The sequence below is a fragment of the Mesorhizobium sp. SP-1A genome (assembly GCF_032460275.1).
Classification (GTDB): Bacteria; Pseudomonadota; Alphaproteobacteria; order Rhizobiales; family Rhizobiaceae; genus Mesorhizobium.
On the sequence record NZ_JAVXZD010000003.1, the window covers coordinates 1 to 16,429 of the forward strand.

Sequence of the window (16,429 nt, forward strand, 5' to 3'; positions counted from 1 at the left end):
GTGGCAGATGCCCGTCGCCTTCACCTCGACCAGGACCTCGCCCTCGCGCGGCCCCTCCAGGTCCACCTCCATCACCTCCAACGGCTTGCCGGCTCCAACGGCAACTGCGGCGCGGGTTTTCATGCGAGTTTCTCCGCAGCCGCGACGCGGTCGTCATTGGCCGTATCAAGATTGAGGTTTTGCCAAAGATCCCGAATCCATGTCGCGATCGCGACACTCTGCTCGAACAGCGAGTACCTGGTGTTTTGACCATAGTCGATGAGATCGATGATCTCAGTCGTAACATAGCGCAACCGGCTGTCCGGCGCGTCGCGATGGTGCACGAGCACCTTGCGCACGATTTCCTTGAAAGGCTGAAGCTTGTAGGCGAACCACTCGGAGTGAAATTCGCCAGGCCGAGGCCGCGTGAACGGATATTGGCAAGCGCGGCCGAAATTACCGTGCTCGTCCCTCGCCCAAAGATTCTTCGGACCGTTCGGAGCGACCGGGCGAACCGCGTGCCAGAGCGTCATGTTCCGGCCAATCCAGTCATCGATGATGTTGCCGATTTCGAACGGATCGAGAATGATATCGCCCGCCTCGACCGCCGAACGCATGCCGCATCGCTCCTGCTCTTCCGCGTTGTCGAGCTTCAGAAGGACATGGCTGTGGTCGAGCAGAAAGTTGAAGGGCACGCCGCGCTTTTGAACGAGGTCGGCGACCTGGTTCATCCGCCGAAGGTCCTCCGACCACATGTAGATATGCACTTCGAAGGTGATTTCGACGCCGATGCGCTGAGCCTGCTCGTAGGCGAACAGATAGAACTCGACGACCTCCGCGTTGCTGACGGGATGGCCGTCGGCATGCGTCGCGTACAACATGATGTTATGGCATTCGCCACCGGTCTCCCTGGTCAGCTTCAGATTGTTGACCAGCAGTTCTTCGTCCTTGCCCTTGGTATAGGTCCACAGGCCGGTCAGGATCGGCAGATCGTGCTTCTGCGCGGCGGAGATATATTCCTTCTCCAGTCCGGGCTGCGGCAAACGGTCGAAATAATCGAAAACGCCGCTTTCCTTGACCATTCGGAACTGATCGTCGATCGGCGGGGGACTGCCGGGCACGTGCTGCGCGCCCCGGCCATTGCATCCCAATAGAAATGTTTTTGGCATCATGTTCTTCCGCTTGATAGGGCAGGAGCTGTCCTGCCCCTGGGCTCGAATACCCAAGCCTATTTCGGCACGAATGCGACCTTGAGGTTGCCGGACTTGATGTCGGCCAGCGCCTTGTCGTAGGCCGCCATGGTTTTCGCCGACGGCTTCTTGTGGAATTCCGGATGGACGGTGACGGAGATGCCACCCTCCGGTACACCAAGCGAATAGAACTTGGCCGGACGGAACGTGTTTGACTTGATGTCCGTGACCATCTTGTCGAACAGGACGTCCAGGTTCCATACGACGGAAGCAAAGACATTTTTCGGCGCCAGGCTCGACATGTCGCCAACATAGCTGGTGGCGCCCAGATTGCGCTCCTTGGCGGCTTCGATCGTGCCGAGAGTCACGCCTTGGCCACACGACATGAAATAGTCCGCGCCCTGGTCTGCAAGCGTCAGCGCGGCCTGTTTGGCCTTGGCGACATCGACGAAGTTGCCCGTGACAGTCGAGAGAACCTTGACATCCGGCCGCACGCTTTTGGCGCCGGCTTCGAACGCGACCATCGATGCATGGCATACGGGAATGTCGAAGCCGGTGACGGCGCCGATGACTCCGGATTCCGTCATTCCGCCAGCCAGTACACCGGCGAGATAATAACCCTGATAGAAGGGCTGGTCATAGTCCGCGAGATTGTCCGCCGTTTTGCCGATCCCGCCCGGCCAGGCGAAATTGACGTCCTTGAACTGCCCGGCCATCCGGGCCACCGTCTTGCCGAACGTAAATGAGTGCGTGACGATCAATTGGTAGCCTTGCTGGGCGTAGCCGGCCACGATCGGATCCAATGTGGTTGCGTCAGGCTTCACCGCTTCGCTGTAAGCGAACTCGATCTTGCCTTCATCGCTCAGCTTCTTAGCGGCTTCATAGGCGCGCTGGTTCCACGACAGATCGTTGATTTCGGCCGGCAGCACGAGGGCTACCTTCGTCTTTTCCGCCGAATGCGCCGGACCGGCCGATAATGCCGCCAGGGCCAACAGCGAACACGCCAAACTCATTGGTTTCATTATCATTTTCTCCTCCTTTTTTATTGCAGGCTGTCTTAGTGTTTTTGACCTTTGATAAAGGGAACGCCGAGCGCCGACGGCTGGGCATTTCTGCGAGCCCGGATCGCCGAAAGCACCAGCACCCCCAGCGTCACCACGTAAGGCAGCGCCTGGAACATCTCGAAGGGGACGATCGAATCGATACCGCCTGCCATCACCTGTATCTTGAGCTGAATGGCATCCACGATGCCGAAGAGAAGCGCGCCGGCGAAAACCCACAGCGGCTTCCAGCGACCGAAAATCACAAGGGCGATGGCGATCCAGCCGCGGCCCGCGGTGATGTTGTCGGCGAACAGGTGCAATTGTGCGATGATCAAAACCGCGCCACCAAGGCCTGCCATGGCGCTCGATGTCACGATGCCGAGCCAGCGCAGCATATCGACGTTGAGCCCGGCGGCATCGCCAGCTTCCGGTTTTTCGCCGATCGCCTGCAGTGCCAGACCGAGGGATGTCCGTTCGAGCATCCACGACAGCAGCACGATCAAGCCGAGCGAAAGATAGACCAGCAGCGTCTGCCGGAACAGGATCGGGCCGACAAAGGGAATGTCGCTGAGAAGCGGAATATGGATCGGCGGCAATCCGTCGATGCGCGGCGGCGTTGAGCCGACATGAAACAGGCTGCCGTAGAGGTAGGACGTGAAGCCCAGCGAAAGCAGGACGACCACGATACCGCTGACGACCTGTTCACCCTTGATCGAAATGCACAGGATGCCCATCAGGATGCCAAAGGAGACGCCACCGGCTATCCCTGCCAGAACACCGATCCAGGAGTTGTCGCTGTAAAAGGCACCAAGGAAAGCGGTGAGCGCACCCATCAGCATCATGCCCTCGACGCCGAGGTTGAGCACGCCGGTCCGCTGGCAGATGCATTCGCCGACCGCTGCCAGGGCAACCGGAATGCTCAGCACGAACGCGGTTGACAGCAAAGGTATGAGGAAGTCGATGTTCATTGTTCTCCACCTCTCTTCGCCAGGTGATCGCTGACCAGCAGGAACAGAACCAGGAGTGCGCTCAGGGTTGCCACGGCGGACGCCGGGATTCCGTAGGTGATTTGCATCGCGTTGCCGCCGACGGTGATCGCGGAAAGGATGACTGCGGCCACCAGAGCGCCGATAGGGTGAAGCCGGCCAAGCAGCGCCACCATGATGGCCGTAAAGCCGAAACCGGGGGACAGGCCTTCCAGAAGTGCATACTGGACACCGAGGACCTGGATGACGCCGGCAAGGCCGGCCAATGCGCCGGAGATGGCCATCAGTTCAATGGTCATGCGGGCCGGATCGATGCCGACCGCCCTGGCGACGCTGGCGCTGCTTCCTATCATGCGTATCTTCATGCCGTAGGGCGTCGCCGACAGGAGAAAGGTGAAGAAGGCAGCAAGCGCCAAGGCGATGAGCAGGCCGATGTTCACGCCAAGTCCCGGGATGAACGGCAGCTGTGAGAAGGCCGGAACATCCTTGGATTGCGGCAAGAAGCCCATCGGGTCGCGCAACGGTCCCCGGACCAGGTAGCTGAAAATCAGTGCCGCTATGAAATTCAGCAAAAGGGAGGTGATGACTTCGTGCACTTCCCATTTGGCACGCAGCCATCCCACGATTGCGCCCCAGGCACCACCGGCGACAGCCCCGGCAGCCATTGCGCAGGGTATTGAAAGCCAGCCGCTCTCGATCGGAAATTCGATGGCGACGTAACCGCCCGCCAGGGCGCCGATCAGCAACTGGCCCTCTGCCCCGATGTTCCAGATGTTCGCCCGGAAAACGGCGATCAGACCGACGGCGATGATCAGCAGCGGGACGGCACGCGTCAGGACCTGGCCGAATGCGAACCAGGAGCCGAACGCCCCCTGCAGCATTGTCCAGTATGCGGCCACTGGATCGACGCCGGTCGCGGTGAAAAGCAGACCACCGAAGACCAGGGCCGCGGCAAATGCCGTCACTGAAATGGCGATGGCCTTGATGCGGGGAAGAAGGCGCATGATCGTCGGCGGGGATGTGTCGGCCGCGACGAGAGGCGATGCAAGGTTAGTGGACATGGGCAGCTCCTGCCATCGTCTTGTTCGGGGGCTGCTCGATGCGCGGCACGCCCCCCATGGCCAAGCCGACCGCCTCGCGATCGAATTCGTCACGGTGCCAATGGCCGATCAGCCTGCCGCGATAAATGACGTAGCAACGGTCGGCGAGCGCGAAGACTTCATCCAGTTCCGTCGAGATCAGCAGAATGGCGACGCCGTTGTCCCGGGCGGCGCTGAGCTTCTCCCAGACGAAGGAAACGGCTCCGACGTCAAGGCCTCGCGCAGGCTGGGCCGCCACCAGCGTGGTGATGTCGCGAGACAGGGTACGGGCAAGGACCACGCGTTGCGCATTGCCGCCCGACAGCGTGCCGGCGGCCTGCTGCGGCGACTTTACCTTGATTGCGAAGCGACCGATCAGGTCCCGTGCATGGCTTTGGATGGTCTCGAGCGACAGTCGCCATCGGCGAGCGAAAGGCTGCTCCGCAAAACGGTCGACGACGAGGTTCGAAGAAACCGCCATATCGCGCACCAGCCCGTAGCGGTAGCGATCGGACGGGATATAAGCCATGCCCGCCTTGGCGCGTTGGCCGGGAGCCGTGCCAGCGATGTCGATGCCGGAAAGCAAAAGTTTTCCATTCGTGCTTTCACGCAGGCCGAACAGGACTTCCTCAAGCTCCGTCTGCCCGTTGCCGGACACGCCCGCGATAGCGACGATCTCGCCGGCGCCGAGTTCGAAATTCACGTCCTTCAACGCGTTCTGGCCATGGTCGCCCTCGGCGCTCAAACCTTCGGCGACGAGTCGCCGGCTGTCGCCGCGGCTCCTGCCTTCGGTGGCCGTGTGGCTTTGCGGCCGTTTGAACTCGGTGATGTGGCCGACCATCATGCGGGCCAGGCTTCGGGCGTCGGTGTCGCCAGCGCGCAACGTTCCGGCGTGCTCGCCGGAACGCAGCACGGTAACATTGTCGGCGATCGACAGAACGTCGTGGAGATGATGTGAAATGATGATGATGGAGGTGCCTTCGGCGGCGAGCGCCTTCAGTCTGGGCAGCAGTTGCTCAACCTCTTTCGGCGTCAGCATCGCCGTTGGCTCGTCAAGGATGAGTATCGTCGATTCATGGTAGAGGGCGCGCAGGATTTCGACGCGCTGCTGCTCACCGACGGAAAGTTGCCAGATCGGCACATCCAAACGAACGGCGAGCCCGTATTTCTCGATCAGATCCTTGAGACGGAGCCTCACGCCCTGGAGATGTTCCTTCGACAGAACGAATTTGCCGCGGTCCCCCAGGATGATGTTCTGCAAGGGCGTAAGCGTCGGGACCAGCATGTAGTGCTGGTGCACCATGCCGATCCCTGCCGCCTTGGCATCCTGCGGCGAGTTGAAACGGATCTCGCCACCATTGATGCGTATGATGCCGCTGTCCGGCTTCAGCAAGCCGTAGAGCATGTTCATCAGGGTCGACTTGCCGGCGCCGTTCTCACCGAGCAGCGCGTGGATCTCACCGCGGCGGATCTTCAGCGTCACGTCGCGATTGGCAACGAAGCTGCCGAAACTTTTGCTGATCGACAGCATCTCCACGGCGTAGCAATCGGCACCGTGTTGGTGGGTAGCCATTGAACCGTCTCCTCCCGGTTGGCCTCAGATACCGCTGACGATACCGAGCTCCTCAAGCCACCGCTGAAACTCCATCAGCGGCTTGTCCGCCGGACCGAGCGGGAGCTCGATCTGGCTCCAGAAGGGCGGCAACAACCAGGGCCGCTGGCTCTCGATGATTGGCTTGTCCTGCGTCCTGACATGCGCGGAAAACTCCTCGTAGGTGGAGTCGCGCTCAGGGCTCATGTCGTAATTGCGTGAAAAGGCCCAGAAGTTGGTCGTCTGGTTGTAAGAGTTCGGGCATGTGGCGAGCCAGACGACGTATCGGCCGGCCGCGCTGTCCTTTACCAGCCGGATGACATTCGGCATGCCGACATAGTCGGTATAGCGCAGGGCAATTTTTTCGATCTGGTCGACACCGGCCGCGGACATGTCGGTGGTGGCCAGGTTCGGCGGCTGCTCGACGTCGTACTGCAGGACCAGATACTGGCCCTCCCGCCAGACCCTGTGATCCGGTGCCGCCGGTTCATCCCGGTTGCCGAGGATGCCCTGATGCACCCACGGAAAATGAGTGTCGTCCAGCGTCCCCATGATCATCCGGATCGACGATGTCTTCGACGGTTCGTTTTCCTTCATGACCACCGTCCGGAACGAGGAATCACCCCATTCCGGATAGTCGGGAACGTCGAATTTCGGCTCGTCTTGGAGACACACCCAGATCAGGCCGTATCTGGTCGTGACCTTGTAGGAGTCAACGCGTGCATTCGACGGGATCTTGCGGCCTTCAAGCAACTGCGGGATTCGTTTGCATTGTCCGTCCGCACCGTAGGACCAGCCGTGGTACGGGCACATGACTTGTTGCAGCCCGTCGAGATCGATGATCTCGCCGAGAGAAAGCCTGGCCTGGAAATGCCGGCACAGATCGCGCAGGGCAACGACGGCCCCATTCAGTCTGGCCAATACGATGCCGACGCCGAGCAGTTCGACGCGTACGAGCTTCCCGTCCGGCAGATCGGCTTCCGCCAGCACCGGATGCCAGTAAGGCATCATGCCATTGTAGAAGGCGTTGATGGCTTCTGCCGACGGTGCTTCGGCCTCCCGAAGGCCGGGCTTGCTGGAAGTTGCGGCTTCTGGGCCGGCGGTGACGGCGGCGTGCTGAGTCATGACCTCTCCTCCTGCTGCCGGGAAACCGGCATCAGTTCATCTCGGGCCGCGCGAAGGTGACGCCGGCCGATATTCCTGAAATGACGCTTTTCGATAGCTAGCGGCGCGGTGCGCCACGACTCTTCGAAAGAGCTCCTCCGAGGCTTGCTGCCTTCTTATTAGGTGATCCTAACAGGACGCATCGCTGCCGGGTAACGAAAGCTTTTACAAACATTGTTGAAAATAACTCAAAAATCGAATGGCTGTTCGCAGCGCCACGCATCGCCGAAAGCTCGTCGCACGCCTCGTCCCGTGGCTTTTAAATTGCGAAGCGAGATTGTCGGCGGATGAAAGCCCCGGTAGATTTCTTGAAATCCATTCACAACAGAGCCTGATCTTTGGTCGATATCAGCGATATGAAGGTGTTCGCCAAGGTCGTGGAATGCGCGAACCTGACCCGGGCCGGGCGTGAATTGCGCATGACGCCGGGCGCGGTAACCAAGAGGCTGAACAAGCTGGAGGAACGCCTGGGCGTTCGGCTTCTGAACAGAACGACCAGAAAGATCGAACTGACCGAGGCCGGCAACGAATATTACGAGAAGGCGCATAGCATCCTGGAGGACATCAGCCTGCTCGAGAGTTCTCTATCGACCTTGAGCGACGAGCCGCGCGGACAGCTTAAGGTCACCGCGCCCACCCTTTTCGGACGCATGCAGGTCTGCCCGCTGATACTGGAGTTTCACGAGCAGTATCCGAACATCCATGTCCATCTGCAGTTGACCGACCGCAACGTTGATTTGCTTCCCGGCGGGTTCGATGTGGCCATCAGCAATCTGCCGATGAAGGATACCAGTCTCGTGGCACGCAAGATCGCGGTGGACAGGAGAGTCGTTTGCGGCTCACCGGAATATTTTGAAAGACACGGCAGACCGAGAACACCGGCGGATCTCTTGGATCACAATTGCCTGCTGTTGCGATTCCCGGGCACCAAGGAGTTCCGCTGGCATTTTCGTGAGGGCGACCTGAACACGTCTTTGGACATGAAGGGAAAAGGTACGCTCGATTCCGATAGCGCGGAAGTTCTGCACCAATGGACGCTTGCCGGCGCCGGTCTATCCATGCGTTCCACTGCCGAGATCGCCGACGACTTGCGGTCTGGCCGCCTGGAAGCCGTTCTAACCGACAATATTTCAGCCGACCGTCACTACAGCGTTTTCTATGCGAGACGCGAACTGCTTCCTCAAAAGATACGCGTCTTCGTTGATTTCCTGTTTGCCAAAATTGGACGGCACCCCCAATGGGATGCCGATCTGCGATTTTGAGGCTCAGTCCAGCCTGTATTTTTCGACCAGAGGCGGCTTGTGCGATCTGCACCGACCGCCTCAGCTTCTGATTCAGGCCAAATCTTATGTGAGCCCGAGCTTTTTCTTTTGGCGGGTCGCCCATGCGGTGATCAGTTTGTCTGCCGTGAGCCCCATGAAAGCCACGCAAAGCCCCAGCACCAGACCCTTGCCGGCATCGTTGAAGGTCAGAGCCCGGAAGATCTCCTGGCCGATGTCCTTCGTGCCGATGAAGGCGGCGATGATGACCATGAACAGCGCAAACATGATGGTCTGGTTGATGCCGAGCATGATCTCCGGGAAAGCCAGCGGCATGCGGATGTTCCACAGGATCTGGCGCTTCGTGCAGCCGGACATGACCCCTGCTTCAACTATCTGCTGCGGTACGTTGCGCAGGCCGAACACGGTGTATCTGATCACCGGGATCATGGCATAGATGATGATGGCAGCTATAGCGGCGACGTCTCCTACCTTGAACAGCATGATCACCGGGATCAGGTAGATGAAGGAGGGAAACGTCTGGAACGTATCGCACCATAGCTTGGCCAGTTCGGCGCGGCGGTCGGTCTGGGAGGCCCAGATGCCGACCGGCAGTCCGATCATCACGCACAGCGCCACGGCCACCGCGACCATGTAGGCTGTGATCAGGGAGCGGTCCCAGAAACCGGCGAAGGCGATGAACAGCACGAAACCCGAGACAATCAGCGCCAGCCGCAGGCCGCCGAGCAGCCAGCCGGCCGATGCGACCAGCGCCACCATCGCCACCCACGGAATTTGCTGGAACAGCCCGCGCACCGGGATGAGCACGTAGAGCAGCATCGCGTCGCGGAAATATTGCAGCGGATCGAAGAAGTAGCGCGTGATCCAATCAACCAGTCCGTCCCACAGCGGGGCGGTGCTCAAGGTCAGTTGCTCCGGCCAGGCATAGGCATACGGCGTTGCCCAGGTCAGCAGCAGTGAGACGCCGATGACCGCGGCGGCGGCCGAAAGGAACGGGAAGCGAGCGAACCACGGAGCATTTTCGGCGACGTGGCTGGGTTGCTTCTCGGCGGCGGCGCGGCTCAGTTGGTCGAGCGTGATCGCCATAAGCACGATCGCCACGCCGCTTTCCAGCGCCTGACCGATCTTGAGCGATTGGAGGCGGAATAGAAGATCATGCCCGAGGCCGCGCGCGCCGACGAAGGAAGCGATGACGACCATGGCCAGGCACTGCATGATGACCTGGTTGATGCCGACGAGGAGCGCCTGCCTGGCAGCCGGTATCTCTACCATCCACAACATCTGGAAGCGGGTGCAGCCCGCCATGCGGCCCGCCTCGCGGATTTCCTCCGTCACCCCTCTGAGGCCGAGGATCGTCAACCTTGCCATCGGCGGAATGGCGAAAATGACGGTGGCAATGGTTCCGGCCTTGTGGCCGACGCCGATGAACACGGCGATGGGGATCAGATAGGAAAAGTGCGGCAGCGACTGCAGCACGTTCAGCACGGGAACGGCGACTGCTTCGAACCAGGGCTTCTTCACCGCCAATATGCCGATCAGCAAGCCGATGATGGCGGCAATGGGCGCGGCCACGAGCACCACCGAGAGCGTGATCATCGACAGTTCCCACTTGCCGAACACCGCCATGTAGGCCACGCATCCCGCCGACAGGGCGCCGAGGCGCCAGTCGCGCAGCGACCAGCCGAGCACCCCGCAAAGGCCGGCGGTCATGATCCACGGCAGGGCCGGCAGGCCAAGGCTTGGAAAGCCGGCAACCAGCGCCCCCTCCACCAGCGCCAGCGGCCAGTCTATCAGATCGGCTGCCCAGCGCGTTGCGTCGCGGACCGAGAACAGGCCGAAGATCGCATCATCACGAAGATGGTCGAAGAGGGTATTCGTCCAGTCGACGAATGGTATCGCCCACGCTTTCGGCACCTTGACGAGCCAGTCGGGCAGCAGGGGCGCGCACAGAAGCAGGACCAGGAAGGACAACAGGACGAGCGCCGGCTTCGCGGTTTTCGCCAATGTCGTCGATCCATCGACTTTGACAGTCTGTTCCATCGCCACGGCGCTCATTGCACCGCTTCCCGGCCATAGAGCGCATCGACATAGGCGTCGCGGTCCAATGTGCCGATCAGTGCGCCGTCGTCGTCGATGACGTCGATAGACTGCCCGCTTGTGACGAGCCGCCGCGCGATGCTGGAAAGGGAGATATCGGCGCGGACGGCGTTTCTCGCCGGTTTGCGGGATGCATCCGCCGGAACCATGATGCTGCGGACACTCAGGAGCCGCTCACGCGACACGTTTTCCGTGAATTTCGCGACATAGGGCGTGGCCGGTTGCGTTACCAGTTCGGCGGCCGTACCGAGCTGCTCCACCGCCCCGTCCTTCATGATGGCGATGCGGTCCGCGACGCGGATGGCCTCGTCGAAGTCGTGCGTGATGAAGACGATGGTCTTGTTGAGCACTTTCTGCAGGCGAAGGAATTCGTCCTGCATTTCCTTGCGGATCAACGGGTCGAGCGCAGAGAACGGTTCGTCCAGGAACCAGAGGTCCGGCCCCACGGCGAGCGACCGGGCGATGCCGACGCGCTGCTGCTGGCCGCCGGAGAGCTCGCGCGGATAGTAACCTTCGCGCCCCTTCAGCCCGACCAGTTCGATGACTTCGCGCGCCAGGCCTTCCCGTTCCCGCCGGCCGGTTCCCCGCACCTGGAGCGGGAAAGCGACGTTGTCCAGGACAGTGCGATGCGGCAACAGCGCGAAATTCTGAAAGACCATTCCCATCTTGTGCCGGCGCAGTTCGATCAGCTCGCGTTCGGAGGCTGCCAACATGTTGCGGCCTTCGAACATCACTTCTCCGGCAGTCGGATCGACCAGACGCGAAAGACAGCGAAGCAGGGTCGATTTGCCTGACCCGGAGAGGCCCATCACCACGAGGATTTCTCCAGGCATCACGTCGAAGGAGACGTCGCGCACAGCGGAGATGTAACCTTCCTCGCGAATGTCATCGATCGAAGGCCTGCCGCCGTGCTTTTTGAGGAAGCCGGATGGATCCTTGCCGTAGAGTTTCCAGAGATTGCGACATGCGATCTTGGGTTCGTTCATGGAATTCCCCTTGCCGGTTCGAGGCTGGCCGTTTCGAGGCTTGCAGCGCCGCGTGCGGAACGCCACCTCGAGGCGGCGGTCCACATTGCAGCTTTGCCTTCGATGTCAGGTCTGCTGGCTTGGAGCATGACCCGGGGGACGTCAGGCGCCCGCCGATGGGATCATGCCCCTAGGCTGCGGAAGGACCGCTTATTCCAGCCAGGGCTTCCAGCGGGCCTCGTTGTCGGCCAGCCATTTGTCGGCCGCCTGCTCGGGCTCCATGTTGTCGATGTCGGCGAGCTTGGCCTGCACCGCGACGTCCATGTTGCTGAAGTTGATCTTCTGGAGCACGGCATAGGCCTTCGGCCATTTGTTCGGAAACTCTTTCCAGGCACCAATCTTCAGATAGCCGTCCTTGGGATTGCCGCAGTCGTAGGTCAGCTCCTTGTTCGAACCCCAGGAGGGATCATCCTTGCATTTGGGGTCGAAGTCCGGAAATTCGACGAACTTGCCTTCGTAAAGCGCCTCGATGAAGTTCGGCGTCCAGTTGAACAGGACGATGGGTTCCTTGCGCTTTTCGGCCGAAGCCAGTTCCGCCCAAAGCGCCGCGGCCGAACCAGCATTCACCACCTCGAAGTTCATGCCGAGAGCTTCGACGCGTTCGGCATCATGCTTGAGCCAGTCGACCGGCCCGCCGAGAAAACGGCCCTTGGGCGAGGTCTCGGCGGTGGCGAACTTGTCGGCGCACGCGTTCAGCGCTTCCCATGAAGGCAGCCCCGGGCAGATCTCCTCGACATATTTCGGATACCACCATTCCTCGCGGGTCTTGGCGTCGTGCGTGGCCGCATCGAGCACGCAGCCCTGCTTGACCACTTTTTCGAAGGCGACGCCGAACGCACCTTCCCAGACTTCGTTCTCGAGATCGACGTCGCCCTCGCACATCGCCGTGTAGACGACCTGGCTGTCCGACGAGACGTATTCGACTTTGGCGCCGGTCTTTTCCAGAATCTTGCCCACGATATGCGCGCCCACGATCTGGCTCGACCAGTTGTGGATCGGGATCTTGATCGGGTCGGTGGAATCTTCGGCAAGTGCCGTGCTTGCCGTGAACGCCAGCATGGCGGCCGCACATACGGATTTCGTGAGCTTGCGCATTTCTTCTCCCTTTTGTGTTGTTCGTTCCCGGAGCGGACGGTGCTTCTTCGGGCATCGCAATCCGCTCAGCCCAAGCAGGATAGCGGGGAGAAGTGAACCGGTGTCGGTCAGGATGTAAAAGTCATGGCTCGAGATGTGAAAAGATGTTAATCGGATCTCGGGAGGAACGACATAATGAGGCTCCAGCATCACATCGTGATCGTGGAGGACGATCCGGTCACGCGGGCGAAGCTCGCGGGCTATTTCCTGGCCGAGGGCTACAAGGTCAGCGAAGCGGGCGACGGCGATCAAATGCGCAGCATCGTCGAACGCCAGCCGGCGGATCTCTTGATGATCGATATAAACCTGCCCGGCGAGGACGGCCTGAAGCTGACCCGCGAGCAGCGGGAACGTTCGGACGCGGGCATCATCCTCGTTACCGGGCGGACCGACACCGTCGACCGTATCGTCGGGCTGGAAGTCGGTGCCGACGACTATGTGACCAAGCCGTTCGAGCACCGTGAACTGCTTGCCCGGGTCAAAGGCCTGCTGAGGCGTGTCGGTAAAAGCCGGCAGCATGCAGGCGATATGTCGGCGCGCAACTTCTACGGCTGGACGCTGGATATCTCGCGGCGAACGCTGCAGGACGCCGACGGAGCGTTCGTGGAACTGACGGGCGCGGAATTCAAGATGCTGGCGGTGCTTACGGCCAATCCCGGCCAGGTGCTCACGCGCGAGCGCCTGCTGCACGAGATTTCAAGGCGCGAGTGGGATGCCCATGACCGGACCGTCGACGTGTTGGTCAGACGCCTGAGGCAGAAATTGCAAGACAATCCGCGCTCGCCACGCATCATCGTCACCGCCCATGGGGAAGGCTATTTCTTCGCCCCAGAGGCGACGCCGCGGGATTTTGTGCGGTATTGAACCTCTTTGCTTGCGCCGGTTCATTCCGCCGCCGCGGGCTCCTGCTTTCTTCCGGTCGAGAGCAGGGCTTCCAGTTCGGCAAGCCCCGATTCGAACGCTGCTTCGCACAAGGCCACGCCGTCCCTCAACTGCCGGTCGGATGACGACAAGGCCTGCGCTTCCAGCGCGGCAGCAGCCGCGAGCAACTGCGGGAAGCCGAGCGAGCCTGCGGAGCTTTTCGTTGCATGGGCCAGGTCGCGCAACATCTCGCCGTCGCCAGCGTCGAGAGCCTTCCGCATCGACCGGAAACGCTCTGGCAGGTTTGTTTTCGCAAGCGCCAGAAGGCGTTCGACGACTGCCGGGCCAAGAACTTCGATATCGGCCTTGTATGCCGCTTCGTCGAATGCCGGCGGCATTGGATGGGGCTCGGCGCGGCGGCCCGACAAGGCGTCGATGGCATCGAGCAATTGCCCGTCGATGATGGGCTTTGCAACGAAGGCGTTGACCCCGGAACCGAGATAACGTTCGACCTCGGACGCAAAGACATGGGCCGACATCGCGATGACGGGCAGATCCTGCTTCCCGAGCGCTGCCCTCACCCGTCTCATGGCTTCCAGACCGTCGATGCCGGGTAGGCTGATGTCCATGACGAGAATATCGGGACTGAAATCGGCTACCGCCTCCACGGCCGCATAGCCGGTGCTGACCGCCTTGACGCGATGGCCTGCCTTCGCGAGCACCGTTTCGGCGACCAGGCGCGTGGCATCGTCGTCCTCGACCATCAATATATCCAGGCAGGACGCAGGTCTGCCCGCACGCTTTGCCCGCCTTTCCACCCGAAGGGGGCGCTTGGCCATCCGCAATGCCACCGCGAAAGTGAACGTGCTGCCTGACCCGGGAACCGACGAGACCGTCAGGTCGGCTCCCATCAGCCGTGCCAGTTCGCGGCAGATGGCAAGCCCCAGGCCGGTACCGCCGAAGCGGCGGGTGATCGAGGCGTCCGTCTGCGTGAAAGGCTCGAAGATATGCACCTGATGTTCAGGCAGAATGCCTATGCCGGTATCGGAGACGCTGAGGCGGACATGCTGGCACCCCTCTGCTGTCTCGCCGGCCGCGACCGCGACCCTCACTTCGCCGCGCTCGGTGAATTTGATCGCGTTGCTGACCAGGTTGAACAGCACCTGACGCAGCTTCGTGGCATCTGCCGAGAACCATGGCGCGAGCTTCGCATCGACGTCTAGAACGAGAGCCAGCCCCTTTTCCGCTGCCGTCGGGCGCATGAAGGCGACCACGCCTTCCACCAGCGCCCTCATGTCGAAATCCACCTGCTCCAGGACGGCCTTGTCGGACTCGATCTTGGAATAGTCGAGAATGGCGTTGAGGATTCCGAGCAGCGCTTCGCCCGAATTGGCCGCCACCGAAAGATGGTTGCGTTGCGCCGTGCTCAGCCTGGTGTCGCCGAGCAGCCGAATCATGCCCAGCATACCCGTCATGGGCGTGCGGATTTCGTGGCTCATCGTCGCCAGGAAGGCGGATTTGGCGCGGCTGGCCTGCTCGGCGCGTTCGCGTGCTTCCGCATGGTCGAGCGCTTCCTGGCGCAGCCGCGTGTTGGCGAGCCGGATCTGCTCGGTCTGTTCCTCGACCAGCTGCTGCAACTCCTCGCGATGCCGCCCGAGCTCGATCATGATGCGCTCGCGCTCCTGCTCCAGATCGAGCCTGCGCCGGGATTCTTCACGAAACCGGTTCACGGCGACGGCCATAGTGCGCAATTCATCGTCGCCGTCTTCCGCGACCTTCACGTTGAGGTCGCCCGCTGTCAGCCGCTGCATGGCGCGCGCCAGCCCGCCCAGCCGGCGTACGAGGCTCCTCTCGACATAGAGCCAGACGATTGCGCCCGACACCAGGACGGCGCCCAGGAGCGTCAGGATAAGCACGACGACGCCGATCTGGACGGCATGGTCGGCGCGGTCGGCCGTTGCCTTGGCGAAAGCCCCTGAACGCTCCAGAATGGTTCTGGCGACCACGTTCTGCTTTGCGGACAAATCCCGATTGGCCTCGGCCATCGTATCCAGTTTGCCGACCAGATCGACCGCGCGCTGTCGGCGACCGAACAACGATCCTGCCACCGGCGTATCGCCGACGGCCGTTTCGATCTCGCTGAAGAATTCGAGCGCCTGCTTCTTTCGCACCGGATCGTCGATGCCCAATATCCGGCGGCGGATGACCTTCATATGATCCTGGAAGACGCCGCTGATTTCGCTGACCTCCTGCATCGACTGTGCGCGGCCTAGCCGGTTTATGAGCAGGCTGATCTGGGCGCTGCGATGGCGCAGTTCGTACATGCGCTCCATCAGGAAAATATCGTGCTCGATCAGACGATCGATCGCGCTGTAGGCGTCCTCGCGCCGCGAGGGGTCGTTGATGAGGCTGTAAAGGCTTGCGGTGACCGCGGACGCACCCGCCGAGGCGTTCGAAATCAACGTCTCGGACAGGAGCAGGATCGATTGCGCGGCGTCTGTTACCTTCTCGGCACTGCCGCGAAAGGCCGCATCCTGTTCCAGGCGCTGGCGCACGAGCTCGTAGTTGCTTTTCAGATTCGCCAGCATTTTCTCCACGGAGCCGGCGAATTCTTCGACCAGTTGCGCATCCGGCCCGAATTTCCGGACCTGATCGAGCGATTCCACCATTTCCCGGGCGAGGACCGAGAGCTCCGCCTTTTCGGCCGAAAGTTCGGCTGTCGACTGGACGGCGGCGAGCGCGGGAGCGGCTGCGACGAGCTTGGCGCTGAGTTCGGCGATATGCTGGGTGGCCGCGACAGCCGGCAGCGCACGCGTGTTGACCACGGACTGGGCGGCAGCGATGTGGCGCAGGATAAGCCAGCTGGCTATTCCCGACGACAACGACAGACCGGTAATACACAGGAAGGCAAGAAAGAGCCTCCCGCCGATGCCGAACCGATAAAGCATGATCCATTATAATCACGGTTTGCGCGGCCTGCATAAGCTGTCTAGCGTGCGG

12 protein-coding genes and 1 pseudogene are annotated in these 16,429 nt (G+C 61.3%); 2 read left to right on the top strand and 11 right to left on the bottom strand.

Annotation, left to right across the window (positions count from 1 at the left end):
• The 7 genes and pseudogenes from QU595_RS14965 to QU595_RS14995 all read right to left on the bottom strand — a co-directional run.
• A pseudogene (locus QU595_RS14965) lies at nucleotides 1-123 on the bottom strand (S-(hydroxymethyl)glutathione dehydrogenase); the annotation flags it as partial.
• A complete protein-coding gene (locus QU595_RS14970; RefSeq protein ID WP_315923282.1) occupies nucleotides 120-1,100 on the bottom strand; it encodes a hypothetical protein in 981 nt (326 codons plus the stop codon). The pseudogene QU595_RS14965 and the gene QU595_RS14970, both read right to left, overlap by 4 nt.
• Before the next feature lie 107 nt (nucleotides 1,101-1,207).
• Nucleotides 1,208-2,191, bottom strand: a complete 984-nt coding sequence (locus tag QU595_RS14975; protein WP_315923284.1) for a BMP family protein — start codon at nucleotides 2,189-2,191, stop codon at nucleotides 1,208-1,210.
• 35 nt (nucleotides 2,192-2,226) lie between these two features.
• Nucleotides 2,227-3,180: an ABC transporter permease gene (locus QU595_RS14980; RefSeq protein WP_315923286.1), complete on the bottom strand. Its 954-nt coding sequence runs from the start codon at nucleotides 3,178-3,180 to the stop codon at nucleotides 2,227-2,229.
• Nucleotides 3,177-4,259: an ABC transporter permease gene (locus QU595_RS14985; RefSeq protein ID WP_315923288.1), complete on the bottom strand. Its 1,083-nt coding sequence runs from the start codon at nucleotides 4,257-4,259 to the stop codon at nucleotides 3,177-3,179. Before QU595_RS14985 ends, QU595_RS14980 begins: the two co-directional genes overlap by 4 nt.
• A complete protein-coding gene (locus QU595_RS14990) occupies nucleotides 4,249-5,850 on the bottom strand; it encodes an ABC transporter ATP-binding protein (RefSeq protein WP_315923290.1) in 1,602 nt (533 codons plus the stop codon). The genes QU595_RS14985 and QU595_RS14990 overlap by 11 nt, the downstream gene beginning before the upstream one ends.
• Before the next feature lie 24 nt (nucleotides 5,851-5,874).
• Entirely contained in the window at nucleotides 5,875-6,993 is a 1,119-nt protein-coding gene (locus QU595_RS14995; protein ID WP_315923292.1) for an aromatic ring-hydroxylating dioxygenase subunit alpha, read from the bottom strand.
• A 377-nt stretch (nucleotides 6,994-7,370) separates the two neighbouring features.
• On the opposite strand from QU595_RS14995, the gene QU595_RS15000 reads away from it, so the two are divergent.
• Nucleotides 7,371-8,294: a LysR family transcriptional regulator gene (locus QU595_RS15000; RefSeq protein ID WP_315923294.1), complete on the top strand. Its 924-nt coding sequence runs from the start codon at nucleotides 7,371-7,373 to the stop codon at nucleotides 8,292-8,294.
• An 84-nt stretch (nucleotides 8,295-8,378) separates the two neighbouring features.
• Here QU595_RS15000 and QU595_RS15005 read toward each other — a convergent pair whose 3' ends face one another.
• The 3 genes from QU595_RS15005 to QU595_RS15015 all read right to left on the bottom strand — a co-directional run bounded on the left by QU595_RS15005 (nucleotide 8,379) and on the right by QU595_RS15015 (nucleotide 12,529).
• A complete protein-coding gene (locus tag QU595_RS15005; RefSeq protein ID WP_315923296.1) occupies nucleotides 8,379-10,367 on the bottom strand; it encodes an ABC transporter permease in 1,989 nt (662 codons plus the stop codon).
• A complete protein-coding gene (locus QU595_RS15010; RefSeq protein ID WP_315923299.1) occupies nucleotides 10,364-11,395 on the bottom strand; it encodes a glycine betaine/L-proline ABC transporter ATP-binding protein in 1,032 nt (343 codons plus the stop codon). Before QU595_RS15010 ends, QU595_RS15005 begins: the two co-directional genes overlap by 4 nt.
• A gap of 189 nt (nucleotides 11,396-11,584) precedes the next feature.
• Nucleotides 11,585-12,529 carry an ABC transporter substrate-binding protein gene (locus tag QU595_RS15015; protein WP_315923301.1) on the bottom strand — a complete coding sequence of 315 codons (945 nt, stop codon included), beginning with the start codon at nucleotides 12,527-12,529 and terminating at the stop codon, nucleotides 11,585-11,587.
• A gap of 174 nt (nucleotides 12,530-12,703) precedes the next feature.
• Between QU595_RS15015 and torR the strand changes: the two genes are divergently transcribed.
• Complete coding sequence (gene torR / locus QU595_RS15020; RefSeq protein ID WP_315923303.1) at nucleotides 12,704-13,432, top strand: two-component system response regulator TorR; 729 nt, start codon at nucleotides 12,704-12,706, stop codon at nucleotides 13,430-13,432.
• A 20-nt stretch (nucleotides 13,433-13,452) separates the two neighbouring features.
• Here torR and QU595_RS15025 read toward each other — a convergent pair whose 3' ends face one another.
• Nucleotides 13,453-16,377: an ATP-binding protein gene (locus QU595_RS15025; protein WP_315923305.1), complete on the bottom strand. Its 2,925-nt coding sequence runs from the start codon at nucleotides 16,375-16,377 to the stop codon at nucleotides 13,453-13,455.
• Nucleotides 16,378-16,429 lie beyond the last annotated feature (52 nt).

Bases quoted from the DNA above. Each gene is read 5' to 3' on its own strand.
- QU595_RS14975 (WP_315923284.1), bottom strand. From the start codon at position 2,191: ATGAAACCAATGAGTTTGGCGTGTTCGCTGTTGGCCCTGGCGGCATTA.
- QU595_RS14980 (WP_315923286.1), bottom strand. From the start codon at position 3,180: ATGAACATCGACTTCCTCATACCTTTGCTGTCAACCGCGTTCGTGCTG.
- QU595_RS14985 (WP_315923288.1), bottom strand. From the start codon at position 4,259: ATGTCCACTAACCTTGCATCGCCTCTCGTCGCGGCCGACACATCCCCG.
- QU595_RS14990 (WP_315923290.1), bottom strand. From the start codon at position 5,850: ATGGCTACCCACCAACACGGTGCCGATTGCTACGCCGTGGAGATGCTG.
- QU595_RS14995 (WP_315923292.1), bottom strand. From the start codon at position 6,993: ATGACTCAGCACGCCGCCGTCACCGCCGGCCCAGAAGCCGCAACTTCC.
- QU595_RS15005 (WP_315923296.1), bottom strand. From the start codon at position 10,367: ATGAGCGCCGTGGCGATGGAACAGACTGTCAAAGTCGATGGATCGACG.
- QU595_RS15010 (WP_315923299.1), bottom strand. From the start codon at position 11,395: ATGAACGAACCCAAGATCGCATGTCGCAATCTCTGGAAACTCTACGGC.
- QU595_RS15015 (WP_315923301.1), bottom strand. From the start codon at position 12,529: ATGCGCAAGCTCACGAAATCCGTATGTGCGGCCGCCATGCTGGCGTTC.
- torR (WP_315923303.1), top strand. From the start codon at position 12,704: ATGAGGCTCCAGCATCACATCGTGATCGTGGAGGACGATCCGGTCACG.
- QU595_RS15025 (WP_315923305.1), bottom strand. From the start codon at position 16,377: ATGCTTTATCGGTTCGGCATCGGCGGGAGGCTCTTTCTTGCCTTCCTG.